Here is a 15,077-nt window from a genome sequence, read left to right on the forward strand (position 1 = left end):
CACATCTACTTTGAAAAGGTCAAAATAACTCAGATAATCTTTGTGCTCCCAGTCTTTATAAACCAATTTACCACTTTCTTCCACTCTCAGAAAGCCCTGGGCATCTGCTGAAAGAAACCTAACCCTTTCTCTCAAAACAGGAATCAGCTCTTCTGGAAACTCCCCATACCACAGAGGATTAATGTGTACTATCTCGGTGGATACAACGTCGAGATCCTCCTTTGTAAAAGGATCTGCCTTTGCCACGAGGAAGCTTTCTCTTTCATCTGGAGAAGATCCATACACATTTTCTATACTGGTTGTCGAGCTACTATCGAGGAATTTCACCTGCACTCCTGACTCTTTCAAGAACGAAAACAAAGGAATATCTTCTTCTGCACACTTTGTAACAATGAACGTTCTCACTCCAAAGAGGGCGGAGGTGATGGCGCCGTGAACCACTCCTCCACCCCCTACGACTTCTTTCTTTTCACCCACTACATTTATGTCCTTGGAAACATGCCCTATAAAGGTAATCATCGTTCAAACTCCTCCAGTCTCACAGGACGCTTTTCTTTCAAAGATTTCTTTGCCGCATAACCGAGTAGAAGAGCCATTTTACCGTCCTCACCACTCACCGCAGGTGGTTCATTTTCCGTTACGTTGTTAACAAACGTCTTCAGTTCTTCCAGATAGGATTCTTTGTACCTTTCCAGGAAGAAGTAAAGATACTTTGATCCGCGATCACCCTGTTCATCGGTGAGTACGACGGTGTTTTCTCTGACGTTGTCAACGGTGATCTTCCCCTTTGTTCCAAAGACCTCCAGCCTTTGATCGTAACCATAAACAGCCCTTCTGGAGTTGTCTATCACACCGAGAGCACCACTTTTGAAACGCAGGACGACCACAGCTGTGTCCACGTCCCCTGCTTTTCCTATCTCTTCCTCCACCAACACAGAACCACTGGCGTAGACTTCCTCAACTTCTTCACCCATTATGTACCGTGCCATATCGAAGTCGTGTATGGTCATGTCGAGGAATATTCCCCCCGAAATCCTCACGTACTCTATCGGAGGTGGCTCGGGATCTCGGCTCGTTATCTTCAAAATATGAGGCGTACCCACTTCTCCTTTTTCTACTGCCTCTTTCACTTTTCTGAAGTTCCTGTCGAATCTCCGGTTGAATCCAACAAAAAGAATCTTCCCCGCTTTTTTCATCGCCTCTATCATCTTGTTTACCTCGGCCAGATCTAGGGAAAGGGGTTTCTCACAGAACACATGCTTTCGCGCCCTGGCACATTCGAGGACAAGAAGTGCGTGCGTATCGGTACTGGAGCAGATCATCACCGCTTCCACTTCTGGATCATGTATAAGATCTTCTGGATCGGCAAAGACTTTTTTCACTTTCAGCTTCTCGGCTACTTCCTTTGCCCTTTCAATCCTTATATCGGACACCGCCACCAGTTCCACGTTTTCCAGGAGCTTTGTGTTTTCGGCGTGTATCGTTCCTATACGTCCCAGTCCGATTATCCCGAGCTTCACAATATCATCCCCACAGGTTTCCAGCTGTGTACAGGTTCCTCCAACCCTCCGTCAGTGGCTCTTTTGTAAGGGCTTCGAGCTCCTCTTTCGGTTTCTGAGAGAGCATCTCTGCGGGTGGTAGTTTCCCCGGCGGGAACTTTTCCATGATGTCCCTCACGAGTTTTTCCAAGTAGTCCAGAAGGGCTTCAACTCCTTCCTTGGCCTTGTCCGCAGACGCAAGAGTTGCCTTTCCAACAACTCCCTCAGGATACGCCACAACCTCTATGGGACCTCCTCCTACGTGTCCGTACCAGGCAATGGGTCTGTGAAGCAGATTCCCCGCCTTGTCTATGTGTCCCTCTGGAAGGAATCCCTTTGGTTCTGTGTCCACTGCCCACTCTTGATGCACCAGCTCCGGGAAGAGTGCGAGACTCCAGGACGTTTCCACCTCGTCTGCATGGATGAACGGCGTTTCGTAGGGACCTCCTTCTTCCTTCGTCTTGAACTTATCCTGTATGGCGTGATACCAGTTCAAATTGATGATGATGGCGGGAACCTGGAAAATCTTGGCGAACTTGTGGATAGCCACAGGTATCACGAACTCCTGACCGTGACCGTTCAAGAGGATCTGTTTCCTGAAACCGGTGTTCCAGAATCCTGCCATAACACTCACAAGATAGTCTATGAATGCCTCATCTTTTACCGGAACTGTTCCTGGCATTCCAATGTGGTGGTATGGATGGTATCCATACCAGATGGGTTCAGCAACTGTACATCCCGTTTTCAGTGCAACTTGCTCTGCCATTCTCGTAACAAGGAAGGTATCCTCCCCCGTTGGCGCGTTTGGCCCATGGTTTTCCGTGCTTCCCACAGGGATTATTATGAGGTCACACTCCTTCAACCTTTCTTTTATCTGCTTCATCGTCATCGTTTGATAGTAAACACCTGTTGGCCTTTCCATGTGACCTCCTTCGGGTGGTATCTGCCACTTACCCATAGCTCTCACCTCACTCGTTCACCATGGTAACTTTCACCAGAGATTTATCAGTTTGAAGCCTCTTTATGTACTCAGGTATTTCCTCCATGGAAACGGTCTTGGAGATGATCTTGGTCATGTCCATTCCGGACGCCATGAGGCTGATCACTCTTGGGAAGGTTCCGTGACCAGAGTGCCCCTGAGAGCCCACGATTTGTGCCCTTCTGACCTGGAACACCTCTCCGGTGAGGGGTATCTTCGCGTCGGCCCTCGCAACGATCACCACGGTGGCGTTTATACCGCGGGCCCTCCAGATCACCTCTTCTATCTGTGGCCAGACGATCTGAGGAACACCCGTGGCTTCGAGGAAAAGTTTTGCTCCAAGACCATTCGTGTAGTCAAGCACCGCTTCTACGAAGTTCTCCTTTGTGGGATCTATCACGTGATCCGCCCCCAGCTGTTTGGCAAGGTTCCTTCGAGTTTCAGAAGGCTCTGACAGAATCACCTTCGCTGCTCCCGCATGTTTCAGAATCGCGACGGCCGCAAGACCAATGGGTCCTCCTCCGAGTATCACCACGTTGTCACCCGGCCTGATTCCTCCCCCCCTCACGATCACTGCGTTGTAAGCAACGGAAGTGGGTTCCACTAGACTGCCTGCAAGAAAGAGCCTGTCTCCGTATTTGTCCTCCAGTTCTCTAAGACTCCAGGCGTATTTGGCATCGACTTTCACGTACTCCGCAAACGCTCCATCCACGTTGAATCCCAGCTCGTTCAGGTTCTCACAGTGGTTTGGAAAACCTTCAGCACAAGGCCTACAGTGACCACACCACAGCATTTCTTCTACACAGACGGGTTCGCCGATCTCGAACCTTCTGTTTGTTCTTCTGTTGATAGCTTCAGGGCCCGCCTCCACCACAACACCGGAGAACTCGTGCCCCAGAGTGACAGGAAAACCTGTAAGACCGGGGTAAAGGATGTATCCTTCGTCATCGGTTTGGGCCATATGGACGTCACTACCACAGATTCCACAAGCTCTTACTTTGATGATAATCTCTGTGGGTTTCTCGATCTTTGGCTCTGGTGCTTCTTCAACCCTCACCTCTGGGTACCTCCACACTTTGCTTCCAAGCCAGGTGAGTTTTCCCTCGACATCCTTGGGCCCCAGCTTGAAATCAGGTCTGGGATCCCATTTTGCATGAAGTCTCACTGCCTTCATAAAAATCCCCTCCTTTATTTCAATCCCAAAACGTTTTCGATCACATATAGGGCTCCACCGATCGCAACTCCGTACTCTTCTATTTCTCCTCTTTTAATAACGACATCTTCCAGGATATCTTTCGGAACTATCTGCTCGAGAATCGATTCCACGATGGGTGCTATCTTATCGAACTGATGATATCCTATTCCGCCCTTCATGATCACTACATCTGGATCGAGCAGTACTATGGCATTCACTACGGCAATTCCGAAATGCTCCAATCCATCTTTCAACCCTTTCGGACTTTGCTCAAACACCGTTTCGACGGACTTTCCAAATTTCTTCTTCTTCAGAGAGTATCCAGAGAACCACTCCTCAAGATGGCCAAAGCCTTTCTCTGGTACCATAGACTTATCTTTTGTCCAATCTGTCACCATATGACCGAACTCTCCTGCTTTTCCCCGTGCTCCCCTGAAGATCTTTCCTTCGTAGACGATGCCAGAGCCGATACCCCAACCTATGGAGATAAGAAACACACATTTAAAACCCTTCCCTGCACCCACCCTGGTTTCTGCGAAGGCGTCCAGATTTGCATTGTTCTCGATGAAGACAGGATATCCAACCGAATTTTCCAAGTCCTTTTTCAAATCCCAATTCGTGATATCGAACGCAGGTATGCGTTTCACAAGCTGATTTTCATCGACTGTTCCTGGGATTCCTATTCCGATTCCCAGAATCCTGTCGTACTTAAGAAGTGGCTCCACAACCCTTTTAATTTCCTCAAAGAGCTTCTCTTTGCTCAAGCTGGGAGGAAGAACAACGTGTTCCCTCTTCAGAATGTTGCCGTTCAGATCGGTGAGAACGGCGTCGATCTTTGTTCCACCAACATCTACTCCCACAACATACCTGCTCTCAGGCACAAAAGAAAGTAAAACGGGTCTTCTACCACCTCTGGAGGAGCTTTCTCTTTTCCCCGCTTCTTCAACAAATCCCAGATCGATCAATCTACTCACAGCCTGAGATACCACAGGTTTACTGATATTGAGGGTTTTACTTATTTCCACCCTTGATATGTGCTTTTCGTCTTTGATCGTTTGAAGAATCTTTCTTTCGATCTCACTCAACATGGAAATCCCCCAGTAGGTTTGTTCTCATTTACTAACCAACCATATTATAATCAATCTGTCAACACAAAGAAAAGCAAGAAAAAAAGAGGAAACAAACGTTTCGTCTGGTTAAAAAAGCACAGTCGTCTGGAAAAAGATCTCTTCAGCGAAGACCATTGTTATCCATGAACACTTCATTTTCCTCGAAAACTTTCACGCCATTCTTTTCCAATAGAAAGGCAGTGACACCTTTTCCTGGAACAAGCCTGCCGGAAAAAGACCCATCGTAGACAAGGTATTTTCCACAGGAGGGGCTCTTTGACTTGAGGATGGCCACACTCACTTTCAAAAGGCGGGCAATTTCGAGGGTAAGCTTTGCTCCCTTCAAATAGCTTTCTGTTCTGTCGCACCCGAACTCATCGACGACCTTTTCCTTCCCGGTCCAGCCGTGTCCTCCGAGGATTTCACATCGTGGACGTGGTGTGGGAAGACCTCCCAGCTGTTCTGGGCACACAGGAATGAGGATGTGTTTTTCCAAAAGCTTCAGAATTTTCTCGTCTGGTTTGGAACGGCTATCATACCGTGTGGGAAGACCCAAAAGACATGCACTAACGAGTATCTTCATTCTCCACCTGCACCTATGAGCTCTTTCCTCAATACCCAGATTCTGCTTGGTAGATAATTCATAGGGTTCACTGCTTTTTGATTCACCCTGATCTCAAAGTGAAGATGGGGACCTGTGCTCAAACCTGTACTTCCAACCCGTCCTATGAGCTGGCCTCTTTTCACGTATTGTCCCTCATAAACGTCTATTCGAGAAAGGTGAGCGTACACGTGTTCATAAGACGAAGATTTTATTTTCACCATAAGACCATATCCACCGTTTTTCCCGGCAAATTCAACTATGCCACTCTCTGCAGCGAAGATGGGTGTTCCTTCGGGTGCCGCTATGTCAACTCCCGAGTGAAATGAATACTTTCCGGTTATGGGGTGTATCCTCCAACCGAATCCCGAGGAGATGGTACCGTAGACAGGCCATATGAAGAACTTTTCGTTGTTGAACGCCCTTCCTATAATGCTTTCAGGTATGAAAAGCTTTTGTCCTACGTAGATGACGTCTGAGTTCAGGTTGTTTGCCCTTCTTATCAAAGAGGCTACAGTGAAAAATCTCTTTGCAATTATGACGAGAGTATCTCCTTTTTTCACCGTGTACAGATAACCAGGAGGTTGAGGTATTACGATCTCTTGCCCCACTCTGAGACTCGTGAGAGTAAGGCCAGGATTCCAGTCGAGAATGAGAGAGGGAGAAACACTGAAGTTCAGAGAGATACTGTACAGGGTGTCGTTCTTCTGAACCTTGTAGTGAACCAGAAAATAAGATGACAGGCCATAAGTGACGAACATAGTAACAAGGAGAAGAACGATTCCTCTTTTCATCCTTCCCATCCTTTCACACGAGTTCTATCAACTTTTCCGGAATTTTGTACGCTGGAAGGACGTAATCCGCGTATCCCTCCTCTATCACCGACTTTGGCATGCCAAAAACAACGCACGTCTCTCTGTCCTCCGCTATCACCTTTCCACCGTAGAATTTGACTTTAAAGGCCCCTTTGGTCCCATCCTTACCCATTCCCGTGAGAATGACCGCTATCGTTTTGGACTTGTAGATCTCCGCCACCTTGTCCAGAGTGAAATCCACAGCGGGTCTTACGTTGTTTATTTTATCAGACTTGTCCAGATAGAACGAAATCTTGCCGTTTTGTGCTTTCAGTCCAAGGTGGAAATCCCCCGGCGCGATATAAACGAATCCCGGTTTTGGGGTTTCTCCGTCTTCTGCTTCTTTCACGGCGAGTTCAGAAGAATTGTCGAGCCTCATTGCAAGGGATTTTGTAAAGCCGGGTGGCATGTGTTGTACCACGACGATCGGAGCAGGAAAGTTCTTCGGAAGGTTCGGTATGATCATGTCCAAGGACCTGGGCCCTCCCGTCGAGGAACCAATGACAACTACCTTCCCCCCCACAACAGGCTTTTTGATGGTGAGACATGAAACTTTCGGCTTGAGGAGAAGCGAGCGAGGATCCACGTTCATGGCTTGCCTGATCTTCTCCAAGAGTTCCGGTGCAACTTGTCTGAATGTCATTGATACCGAGCCGTGAGGCTTTGTGATGAAATCCACTGCACCGTTTCTGAGGGCTTCTATCGTGATCGAGGCACCTTCCTCGGTGAGGCTACTCACCATTATGATACGAGTGGGGGCCTTCTTCATTATGAGCTTCAGGGCTTCTATGCCATTCAAGTTCGGCATCTCAACATCCATCGTTATAACATCCGGCTTCAAAGCTATGGCTTTTTCAACCGCTTCAAGACCGTCCTTGGCAAATCCCACCACTTTCATATCAGGCTGAGAGTCTATGATGTCTTTCAACACCATCCTCATGAAAGCAGAGTCATCCACTACCAGGACTCTTATCGTTTTTTCCGACATCTCTATACCTCCTCACAACGACGGAAAATAGTGGGAAGAATATCAAAACTCCCGAGACGAAAAACTTTGCGAAGGATGGAGGCCATGAAAAAAGGGCCTTTCCGAGTATCAGAATTCCCACGACCACGGAGAACAGGGAGTACCAAAGTACAACCCCGGCTGCTATATCCTTCACCAATTTCACAGACTCGCTGTAATCCTCGAAAAACAAATCGAGAAACTTCTCGATAACCGTGTTCAGCAATTCTGCACCTATAACCGAGAAAATGGCAAAGTATACCCACAACAGATCCTTTTCACTTAAGGGTAGAAAGAGTGAGAACACAGCCACGGCGATCCCGATGAAAAAATGTATCTTCAGATTCCTTTCAAGTTTTAAGGCCTTTTCTATACCCTCGAAGGCGTTCTTGAAAGATTTCAGAACGTTACTCGAATCCCGCCGCAAGCCTTTTCCACACCCTCTCTGTCTTTATCTTGAACTGCTTTTCGAACATGTTGTAACCCATTTCCAGAGCTCTCAAGTTTATCTCCCATAGAGATCTTTTTATATGATCTCTCAGCGATCTCTTCAGAGATTCCAGTTTCACTATGTTGCAAACCTTCGCAAGCACTCCCACCATTATCATGTTAGAGACCAACGGGGCGTTGAAACTCGATATGGCTTTCTCCGTTGCAGGGACAAACAGTATCTTTCGGGTGATCCTTCTCACAAAATCGGGGATGTTTTTCACCAGCGTTTGATCCAGCAACAATACTCCGTTCACTTTGATCGAACGATAGAGCTCGTCCATCGCTTTCTGGTGCATCATACACGCAACGTCGAAGTACTCGGCTTCCGGATAATCTATGGGATTGTCGTCGAACAGCACATCACAGTAACTCACATCCCCTCTTACTTGAGCTGTGTAAGACTGTGTCTGGATAACCCATTTTCCCTCATAAACGAGGGCCTTTGAGAGTATCAAACCGGCCAGGATGTTTCCCTGCCCACTGATTCCCGCTATCCTGATAGACACGGGTTCGGTCATTCCATCGCACCCTCTCGTCTTGTCAATCGTCTGTAAACCGCCAGGAAATCGTCTTTTTCTTCATCACGGAAGATCCCTATTTTTATTTTACCTTCCTCAGGCCGCTCGAGAAAACAAGTGTTGTTTTTGAGGTACTCCATCATTTGATAGGGCTCTGGCATCCCGTTATACCTTCCAAAGTAAGTGTGACAATTTGTCAGAACGTCGACCACGGATATTCCTTTATGCTTGAGTGCCTTCTTCAAGATTTCAACGAGATGATCGTAGTGATACACGGTACTTCTCGCAACGAAGGTAGCCCCGGCCGAAAGGGCTAATTCAACCACATCGAGTGGCTCCACGAACGAACCCATTGGAGTGGTGGTAGTCTGGTGATAAATAGGGGTGGTAGAGGAAACCTGTCCCCCAGTCATACCGTAGATCATGTTGTTGAAGATAATGACGGTTATGTCTATGTTCCGCCTGCAGGCGTGAATGAAATGGTTCCCCCCTATAGATACGATGTCTCCGTCTCCTCCCATGACTATCACTTCAAACTCGGGTTTTGCCAGCTTCACACCAGTCGCGAAAGCTATTGCTCTTCCGTGGAGTGTATGGAGCGTGTTGAAATCAAGATATCCCGTTGCCCGCGATGAACATCCAATACCAGAGATAACTGCCACCTTCTCTTTTGGAAAGGATAGGGAGTCCACTGCATCCAGAAAGGCTTTCAGGACTATTCCGTTTCCACACCCCGGACACCAGACACTGGGCCATCTACCTGGTCTCAGATAGGAGATGAGTTTTCTTACTCTCATGTCCTTTCACCTTCAAAGTGGACACTCTCCACCCCGGTGAGTTTGAAAAAAAAGTCTGTCAGAGGGTCCGGGTAATCCTCTTCATAGACGACCCGCTTTATACCTGCGTTCACCAGAAGCCTTGCACAGATCGAACACGGTTTATGTGTCACGTAGATGGTGGCACCATTTACCGCTATACCGAATTTGGCAGCTTGCATGAGGGCGTTCTGCTCTGCATGAAGTGCGTAACAGATCTCCTGATGTTCTCCAGAATTTATGTCCAAATCATCACGAATACACCCTATTTCGTTGCAGTGGGGGAATTTCGAAGGGGGCTGGTTGTACCCGGTGGCAAGAATTCGGTGGTCTTTCACGATCACAGCACCCACTTTTCTATGGACACAGGTCGATCTTTCACTGACCATCCTGGCTATACGCATAAAGTAGGAGTCCCAGGATTCTCTATTGTCTGGTTTTTTCTCCATTTTCAGATTGTTCAGATACCCCACCAATCTATCCTTCACACGATCACCCTCTAGGAATTGTATCATAGACAAAGGGGCTTCACACCCTCGGCTTTTTATAGTATAATTGTAATCCCAACCACTGAAGAGAGGACAGGAAGAAAGAATTTCTTCTGCTGAGGGCACATCATCCTATGGCTTCCCACCCCTTCTTTCCCGTTCCGATTCTGATGCAGTCCAGTAAATCCAGAACGAAAATTTTTCCGTTTCCTATGTTCCCTACTCTTGTTCCCTTTTGAATCGCCTCAATGGTTGGTTCAACAAAATCTTCGTTGATCGCTATCAAAAGCATTACTTTCTTGAGAAGGTTCACTTCTTCTATTTCACCTCGATACGTCTCTACATAGCCTTTTTGCGTTCTCCAGGCACCGTTGACACCGTGGACAGATATGGCACCGACGGGGTGTCGATCTTCAAAACTTTGTCGAAAAATTCAACGGAGAAGACGACAATCATACCACCGATTGCTCCTATGATCAAAGAACTCACAGGAGATACCACAGCGCACGGTGCGGTGATGGCAATGGGATCTGAAAGCGCCCCGTTCATGGTCATACTCGCACCTGGCTTTCCGAAGTGAAGCCACACAGTGATCATCATGGCCAGTGCTCCCGATGCGGCAGCAAGGTTGGTATTCAATATGATCATCCCTATCGCACCGTTCGTTCCAGCAAAGGTACTTCCTCCGTTGAATCCGAACCATCCAAACCACAGGATAAAGGCCCCAAGTGCCGCAAGAGGAATGTTGTGACCGGAAATGGGTCCAGGATTACCCTGACTGTCGTACTTTCCGAATTTAGAACCCAGAAGGGCAGCTTCCATCATGGCGCCCCATCCACCAACAGAGTGGACGACGATGGGATCCGCGAAATCGATGAAGCCTCTTTGATGGAAGGATCGAAAGTGAGAGGGTGTTTCCCAAACATCATCCAGTATCCAAACATGAGGAAGATCACGGAATCGATTGAGAAGTCCATGAAGTTTTCCATGATCACTTTACCGTGTTCTCCGTGCAAGTGAAACCAGATTCCACCATGGCGAAGCCTGCTTGCATAAAGAAGAAGAACAGCGCAGCAGAAACGAGAAGCCAGACCATATCCAAAGACCATCCAACGCCGGTGCTTCTGTTTCAGGCGAAACTGAGAGAGATCAAGGTGAGGATCAACAGTAGAAAGAGAACTCTTCTACGCATAAAAAGCACTTCCTCTAAACAAATTTATTGTACGTGAATAAAATTAATATAACAAATTCTTCATAATAAGAACTTAAAACGCACAGCCCTGGAATTCTTTTTGAAGGTGCAAATCCCATGTGTAACCTGGTTATTTTTTTTTGTATTTCTCGGCAGAGATTCGTCGAGGAATTTTTATATGGTTTAATAGTATCAGCTACCCAGGCGAGCGTCAATTATGAGAATGTTTCAATCATGTTGGGGGATGTGTTAACTCAATGGGTATAATCATTTGGGAGGGATCGATATGGCAGGCAAGTTGACTGTAATCACAGGTCCCATGTACTCGGGAAAAACGACCGAGCTTCTTTCCTTCGTAGAGATATACAGGCTGGGAAGAAAAGAAGTCGCCGTTTTCAAACCGGAGATCGACAATAGATATCACTCAACGATGATCGTTTCTCACTCTGGTGATGGCGTGGAAGCGTTCGCAATAAAAAAATCCAAAGAAATACTGGAGTACATCGATCAAAAAACCAAAGGAGTTTTTATAGACGAAGTACAGTTTTTTGACACCGAACTGTTCGACGTGGTAAAGGAGCTTCTGGATAAAGGAATCGATGTGTTCTGTGCAGGACTCGATCTTACTCATAAGCAGAATCCCTTTGAAACAACCTCTCTTCTACTCAGTCTCGCGGACACTGTGATCAAGAAGAAAGCGGTTTGTCATCGATGCGGCGAATACAACGCTACACTCACATTGAAGATAGCAGGTGGTGAAGAGGAAATCGACGTTGGTGGGCAGGAAAAGTACATAGCGGTCTGCAGGAATTGTTACAACACGCTCAAAGGATGAGCTTGAACGTACTGCCTTTGCCTTCTTCACTTTCCAGAATTATTTTTGCTTTCAGTCTAGTGGCGAGTTCCTTCACTATAGAAAGGCCAAGGCCAGATCCCTCTGTGTTTCGAGAAAGCCTGTAGAACCTCTCGAAAATCTTCTTCTGTTCCCTCTTCGGTATTCCAGGTCCCGTGTCTTTCACGTATATCGTTAACCTGCCATCATCATGGGCACCGACGATCACCTCTCCTTTTTCCGTGAATTTTATAGCATTGTCTATCAGGTTTTCCAGCACAACCCTCAAGACGTCTTTTTCTACTTCCACGAACAGACTGTCCGGACACTCGATTTTCAGTTTCAGGCCCTTTGCTTCTGCTCTCGGCACAAACGCTTCCACTATCTCACCCAGGAACTCTCTGAGGTTTATCCTTTCCTTCACAGCGTTCTTGAACGTCTCACCGCTTCTCACAAGAAGAAGAAGCTGCTCAACCTGTTTTTTCATCTTTTCTACGTTCTTTTCCATGATCGAGAGCTTATTTTTCACTTCGTCAGGCACGTTTTCCTGGTATTTTAGTACATCGAGGCTGGTTTTCAGAACGGAAAGAGGTGTTTTCAACTCGTGAGAAGCGTCCATCGAAAACCTCTTTAAACTATCGTAGGCATTTCTCACGGGAAGCAGTGCCAGTCTTGAAATAAAATACCCGAATATCCAGGCACTTCCCGCCGTGAGAACAAGCAAAAGAAGATACATGGACAGAAGCCTCCTACTACGCTCCATAAGGTCCGATATGTCTCTTCCCACTCTCAGAAAGATGACAGTGTCTCCCAAATCGATCCTCTTTGTGAACACCCTGTAGTTTCCTTCTGTGGAGAACCCTTCCTTTACAGGTACTTCAGGGGTATCTAACTGTTCACCGACTTCCAGAAACACCTCACCCGATGGAAATAGAAACTGGAAAGCCTCCCCGCGAGGAACGAATATGGGATTCAATCCTCCCATCATACGGAGCATCTTCATCATTCCGGGTGCTTTGAGTCTTCTTTCGATGAACTCTGCTGTTTTTATCAGGTCACCGTCGAACTGCCTGGTGATTCTGTTCTTCTCCACGATGAAAACGGCACCCGCGGCTGCCGCGACAACAAAGACAATAGAAAGCGTAAAGATGAGAGTCCATATGAGATGAGTTTTCCTGAAAGCCCTTTTCTCATTCGTCACGGACAACATAACCGATTCCCCTCACCGTGTGGATGATGCTCTTTTTGAAACCTCTGTCTATCTTCTTTCTCAAATTTTTTATGTGACTCCTGAGCGTATCAGAAAAGACAGAGTCATCAAAACTCCAGAGGTGCTCCTGTAACTCCTCCTTTGTAACCACTCTGTTTTTGTTCATCATGAGATACTCCAGTATCTGGTACTCCTTCCTTGTAAGAGATATCTCCCTTCCTCCTCTGAAGGCTTTCTTGGTAGCCGTATCCAGAATCAGATCTCCACAGACCAGCTTCATGTTTTTGTTCTCCGTTTTCCTTCTGACCAGAGCTTTCACTCGAGCGATGAGCTCTCTGAGATCGAAAGGCTTTGGGAGGTAATCGTCGGCTCCCATGTTGAGACCCTTCACACGGTACTCCACATCCGAAAGAGCCGTGAGCATCAAAACAGGTGTGTTTATACCCTTTTCCCTCATGGCCTTAAGGATTTCCCAGCCATCATGAATAGGAAGTAAGACATCCAGAATTACCACGTCGAAGGTTTCGTTCAAAGCCATATACATTCCCTCTTCACCGTCGTAGCAGACGTCGACTGTAAACATTTCTCTCCTCAAAGCCTCAGCGATCAAATTCGCGAGGTCCTTTTCATCTTCAACCAGAAGTACCCTCATCCTCATCACCTCAGTACTTTGATTCCTGAAAGATTCTACCAGTTCGAATGTGAAGAAAGTGTGTAAGTCTTTTCTCTTGAAATCTCCCTACCTTTGGTGTATAATTTGAAGCGCAGGAGTTTGGGAGGTCGTCTAACGGTAGGACGGCGGACTCTGGATCCGCTGGTGGAGGTTCGAGTCCTCCCCTCCCAGCCAGAGCAGGGGATACTTCGTATCCCCTGTTTTTTTGTACCCACACATCATTTTTATTTTTATGCCGTATTTGGAATAATTACGGGTGTTTTTCACGATCTCACCCCACATTTCTCAAATGAAAAATTTATGCTACGTTTCTTGCAAGAAGATCTTTGATATGGTATAAATGTTATACACAAGATTTTATATTCATGCTTTCTTCTCGTTAGGAGGTGAACGCCTTGTCCTACAACCTCCCTCGTCTGATACCCGACAAAGACTTCAAGGTTCCATCCGCCTGTGGTATATCTGGAATAATGAACACGTCTGGCAAAAGATTTATCGGAAGCGTAATAGTTGAAACGATGGCTCTCATGCGAGAAAGGGGAAATGGTCTTGGAGCGGGTTATGCTGCCTATGGTATATATCCGGAACTTAAAGACTTTTACTGTTTTCACATGCTCTACAACAGTGAACTGGACAAGAGGAATGCAGAAGAGTATATAAAATCCCACTACGAAATCATCGAAAGCGAACCCATCCCCACCAGAAGGAATCCCCACATCAAAGAAGTCCACATACTGTGGCGCTACTTCCTGAAGCCAAAGAGCATACCAGAGGGCATGACTGAAGAAGACTTCATAGTCGACACGGTGATGTTTATAAACGAGAAAGTAGATGGTTCTTTCGTCATGTCCAGTGGAAAAAACATGGGTGTGTTCAAAGGCGTGGGCTTCCCAGAAGATATAGCAGATTTCTACAGAATCGACGAGTACAAAGGATACATATGGACAGCTCACAACAGATTTCCAACGAACACGGTTGGATGGTGGGGTGGTGCGCATCCTTTCGGAATACTGGATTGGACAGTTGTACACAACGGAGAAATCTCTTCGTACGGCATAAACAGAAGGTTTCTAGAGGCTTACGGTTACAAGTGTACCCTTATGACAGACACCGAAGTGGTAGCTTACCTGGTGGATCTGTTCATGAGAAGATTTGGATACAGCCCACAACTCACCGCTAAGATACTCGCTGCTCCACTCTGGAAGGATATAGACCTCATGCCGGAAGAAGAAAGAAAGCTCTATACTGCTCTGAGGATGAACTACGGTGGAGCACTCCTCAACGGTCCCTTCGCCATCATCGTGGCAAACAACAATATGATGATGGGTTTGAACGACAGAATAAAGCTCAGACCCCTGGTCGCGGCTACGAAGGACGATTTCCTTTACATAGCTTCTGAAGAATCTGCTATAAGGGTTGTCTGCCCAGATCCAGATGAAGTGTGGGCTCCCAAAGCGGGAGATCCCGTCGTAGGTGTGCTCAAATCCACCGAGAAAGTACGGGTGGCATTGGAGGGAGAAAATGGCTAAGAGGAAAGTACCAGCGGAATTCGTTGTGGAACGTGATGATTACAAG

Annotated in this window: 18 protein-coding genes, 1 tRNA gene and 1 pseudogene; 3 read left to right on the forward strand and 17 right to left on the reverse strand. The window is 46.9% G+C overall.

Annotated features, from left to right (window positions below; all coding sequences use genetic code 11):
* The 15 genes and pseudogenes from J7K79_RS04415 to J7K79_RS04485 form a co-directional block, all read right to left on the reverse strand.
* Positions 1-519: pseudogene (locus J7K79_RS04415) on the reverse strand (carbohydrate kinase); the annotation flags it as partial.
* A complete protein-coding gene (gene iolG / locus J7K79_RS04420; RefSeq protein ID WP_296905569.1) occupies positions 516-1,520 on the reverse strand; it encodes an inositol 2-dehydrogenase in 1,005 nt (334 codons plus the stop codon). The pseudogene J7K79_RS04415 and the gene iolG, both read right to left, overlap by 4 nt.
* 4 nt (positions 1,521-1,524) lie before the next feature.
* On the reverse strand, positions 1,525-2,496 hold the full coding sequence (gene iolN / locus J7K79_RS04425; protein ID WP_296905572.1) for a 3-dehydro-scyllo-inosose hydrolase: 972 nt from the start codon (positions 2,494-2,496) through the stop codon (positions 1,525-1,527).
* Between the two features lie 10 nt (positions 2,497-2,506).
* Positions 2,507-3,691: a scyllo-inosose 3-dehydrogenase gene (gene iolM / locus J7K79_RS04430; protein WP_296905574.1), complete on the reverse strand. Its 1,185-nt coding sequence runs from the start codon at positions 3,689-3,691 to the stop codon at positions 2,507-2,509.
* A gap of 14 nt (positions 3,692-3,705) precedes the next feature.
* The gene (locus J7K79_RS04435; protein WP_296905576.1) at positions 3,706-4,800 is read right to left on the reverse strand and encodes an ROK family transcriptional regulator; all 1,095 of its coding nucleotides are present in this window, start codon (positions 4,798-4,800) and stop codon (positions 3,706-3,708) included.
* 142 nt (positions 4,801-4,942) lie between these two features.
* Positions 4,943-5,404, reverse strand: a complete 462-nt coding sequence (locus J7K79_RS04440; protein ID WP_296905579.1) for a DUF523 domain-containing protein — start codon at positions 5,402-5,404, stop codon at positions 4,943-4,945.
* Positions 5,401-6,216, reverse strand: coding sequence for a peptidoglycan DD-metalloendopeptidase family protein (locus J7K79_RS04445; protein ID WP_296905581.1), 816 nt, complete (start codon positions 6,214-6,216; stop codon positions 5,401-5,403). The genes J7K79_RS04440 and J7K79_RS04445 overlap by 4 nt, the downstream gene beginning before the upstream one ends.
* A 13-nt stretch (positions 6,217-6,229) precedes the next feature.
* A complete protein-coding gene (locus J7K79_RS04450; protein WP_296905584.1) occupies positions 6,230-7,264 on the reverse strand; it encodes a chemotaxis response regulator protein-glutamate methylesterase in 1,035 nt (344 codons plus the stop codon).
* Positions 7,227-7,709, reverse strand: a complete 483-nt coding sequence (locus tag J7K79_RS04455) for a diacylglycerol kinase (RefSeq protein ID WP_296905586.1) — start codon at positions 7,707-7,709, stop codon at positions 7,227-7,229. The genes J7K79_RS04450 and J7K79_RS04455 overlap by 38 nt, the downstream gene beginning before the upstream one ends.
* Entirely contained in the window at positions 7,690-8,292 is a 603-nt protein-coding gene (locus tag J7K79_RS04460) for a 2-oxoacid:acceptor oxidoreductase family protein (protein WP_296905588.1), read from the reverse strand. The genes J7K79_RS04455 and J7K79_RS04460 overlap by 20 nt, the downstream gene beginning before the upstream one ends.
* Positions 8,289-9,089, reverse strand: a complete 801-nt coding sequence (locus J7K79_RS04465; RefSeq protein WP_296905590.1) for a 2-oxoacid:ferredoxin oxidoreductase subunit beta — start codon at positions 9,087-9,089, stop codon at positions 8,289-8,291. Before J7K79_RS04465 ends, J7K79_RS04460 begins: the two co-directional genes overlap by 4 nt.
* A complete protein-coding gene (locus J7K79_RS04470; RefSeq protein WP_296905592.1) occupies positions 9,086-9,595 on the reverse strand; it encodes a cytidine/deoxycytidylate deaminase family protein in 510 nt (169 codons plus the stop codon). The genes J7K79_RS04465 and J7K79_RS04470 overlap by 4 nt, the downstream gene beginning before the upstream one ends.
* A gap of 127 nt (positions 9,596-9,722) precedes the next feature.
* Positions 9,723-10,028 (reverse strand): P-II family nitrogen regulator, encoded by a 306-nt coding sequence (locus tag J7K79_RS04475; protein WP_366932586.1) that lies wholly within the window; start codon positions 10,026-10,028, stop codon positions 9,723-9,725.
* The gene (locus J7K79_RS04480; RefSeq protein ID WP_366932587.1) at positions 9,935-10,531 is read right to left on the reverse strand and encodes a hypothetical protein; all 597 of its coding nucleotides are present in this window, start codon (positions 10,529-10,531) and stop codon (positions 9,935-9,937) included. Before J7K79_RS04480 ends, J7K79_RS04475 begins: the two co-directional genes overlap by 94 nt.
* Positions 10,417-10,704, reverse strand: a complete 288-nt coding sequence (locus tag J7K79_RS04485; RefSeq protein WP_296905594.1) for a hypothetical protein — start codon at positions 10,702-10,704, stop codon at positions 10,417-10,419. Before J7K79_RS04485 ends, J7K79_RS04480 begins: the two co-directional genes overlap by 115 nt.
* A gap of 369 nt (positions 10,705-11,073) precedes the next feature.
* On the opposite strand from J7K79_RS04485, the gene J7K79_RS04490 reads away from it, so the two are divergent.
* Positions 11,074-11,622 carry a thymidine kinase gene (locus J7K79_RS04490; RefSeq protein WP_296905596.1) on the forward strand — a complete coding sequence of 183 codons (549 nt, stop codon included), beginning with the start codon at positions 11,074-11,076 and terminating at the stop codon, positions 11,620-11,622.
* Here the strand turns inward: J7K79_RS04490 and J7K79_RS04495 are convergent.
* Together J7K79_RS04495 and J7K79_RS04500 are read right to left on the reverse strand one after the other, a co-directional pair.
* Complete coding sequence (locus J7K79_RS04495) at positions 11,612-12,829, reverse strand: HAMP domain-containing sensor histidine kinase (RefSeq protein ID WP_296905598.1); 1,218 nt, start codon at positions 12,827-12,829, stop codon at positions 11,612-11,614. The two genes, J7K79_RS04490 and J7K79_RS04495, sit on opposite strands and share 11 nt — an antisense overlap.
* On the reverse strand, positions 12,810-13,481 hold the full coding sequence (locus J7K79_RS04500; protein WP_296905600.1) for a response regulator transcription factor: 672 nt from the start codon (positions 13,479-13,481) through the stop codon (positions 12,810-12,812). The genes J7K79_RS04495 and J7K79_RS04500 overlap by 20 nt, the downstream gene beginning before the upstream one ends.
* A 121-nt stretch (positions 13,482-13,602) precedes the next feature.
* Here J7K79_RS04500 and J7K79_RS04505 point away from each other — a divergent pair.
* Together J7K79_RS04505 and J7K79_RS04510 are read left to right on the forward strand one after the other, a co-directional pair.
* Positions 13,603-13,676 (forward strand) — tRNA-Gln (locus tag J7K79_RS04505).
* A gap of 212 nt (positions 13,677-13,888) precedes the next feature.
* The gene (locus J7K79_RS04510) at positions 13,889-15,031 is read left to right on the forward strand and encodes a glutamine amidotransferase family protein (protein WP_296905602.1); all 1,143 of its coding nucleotides are present in this window, start codon (positions 13,889-13,891) and stop codon (positions 15,029-15,031) included.
* The last annotated feature ends 46 nt before the right edge of the window (positions 15,032-15,077 follow it).

The organism is Thermotoga sp. (assembly GCF_021162145.1).
Lineage (GTDB): Bacteria > Thermotogota > Thermotogae > Thermotogales > Thermotogaceae > Thermotoga.

What these genes read in the sequence shown, in the direction of transcription:
- iolN (WP_296905572.1), bottom strand. Translation starts at nt 2,496, where the DNA reads ATGGGTAAGTGGCAGATACCACCCGAAGGAGGTCACATGGAAAGGCCA.
- iolM (WP_296905574.1), bottom strand. Translation starts at nt 3,691, where the DNA reads ATGAAGGCAGTGAGACTTCATGCAAAATGGGATCCCAGACCTGATTTC.
- J7K79_RS04435 (WP_296905576.1), bottom strand. Translation starts at nt 4,800, where the DNA reads ATGTTGAGTGAGATCGAAAGAAAGATTCTTCAAACGATCAAAGACGAA.
- J7K79_RS04440 (WP_296905579.1), bottom strand. Translation starts at nt 5,404, where the DNA reads ATGAAGATACTCGTTAGTGCATGTCTTTTGGGTCTTCCCACACGGTAT.
- J7K79_RS04445 (WP_296905581.1), bottom strand. Translation starts at nt 6,216, where the DNA reads ATGAAAAGAGGAATCGTTCTTCTCCTTGTTACTATGTTCGTCACTTAT.
- J7K79_RS04450 (WP_296905584.1), bottom strand. Translation starts at nt 7,264, where the DNA reads ATGTCGGAAAAAACGATAAGAGTCCTGGTAGTGGATGACTCTGCTTTC.
- J7K79_RS04460 (WP_296905588.1), bottom strand. Translation starts at nt 8,292, where the DNA reads ATGACCGAACCCGTGTCTATCAGGATAGCGGGAATCAGTGGGCAGGGA.
- J7K79_RS04465 (WP_296905590.1), bottom strand. Translation starts at nt 9,089, where the DNA reads ATGAGAGTAAGAAAACTCATCTCCTATCTGAGACCAGGTAGATGGCCC.
- J7K79_RS04485 (WP_296905594.1), bottom strand. Translation starts at nt 10,704, where the DNA reads ATGGTCTTTGGATATGGTCTGGCTTCTCGTTTCTGCTGCGCTGTTCTT.
- J7K79_RS04490 (WP_296905596.1), top strand. Translation starts at nt 11,074, where the DNA reads ATGGCAGGCAAGTTGACTGTAATCACAGGTCCCATGTACTCGGGAAAA.
- J7K79_RS04495 (WP_296905598.1), bottom strand. Translation starts at nt 12,829, where the DNA reads ATGTTGTCCGTGACGAATGAGAAAAGGGCTTTCAGGAAAACTCATCTC.
- J7K79_RS04500 (WP_296905600.1), bottom strand. Translation starts at nt 13,481, where the DNA reads ATGAGGGTACTTCTGGTTGAAGATGAAAAGGACCTCGCGAATTTGATC.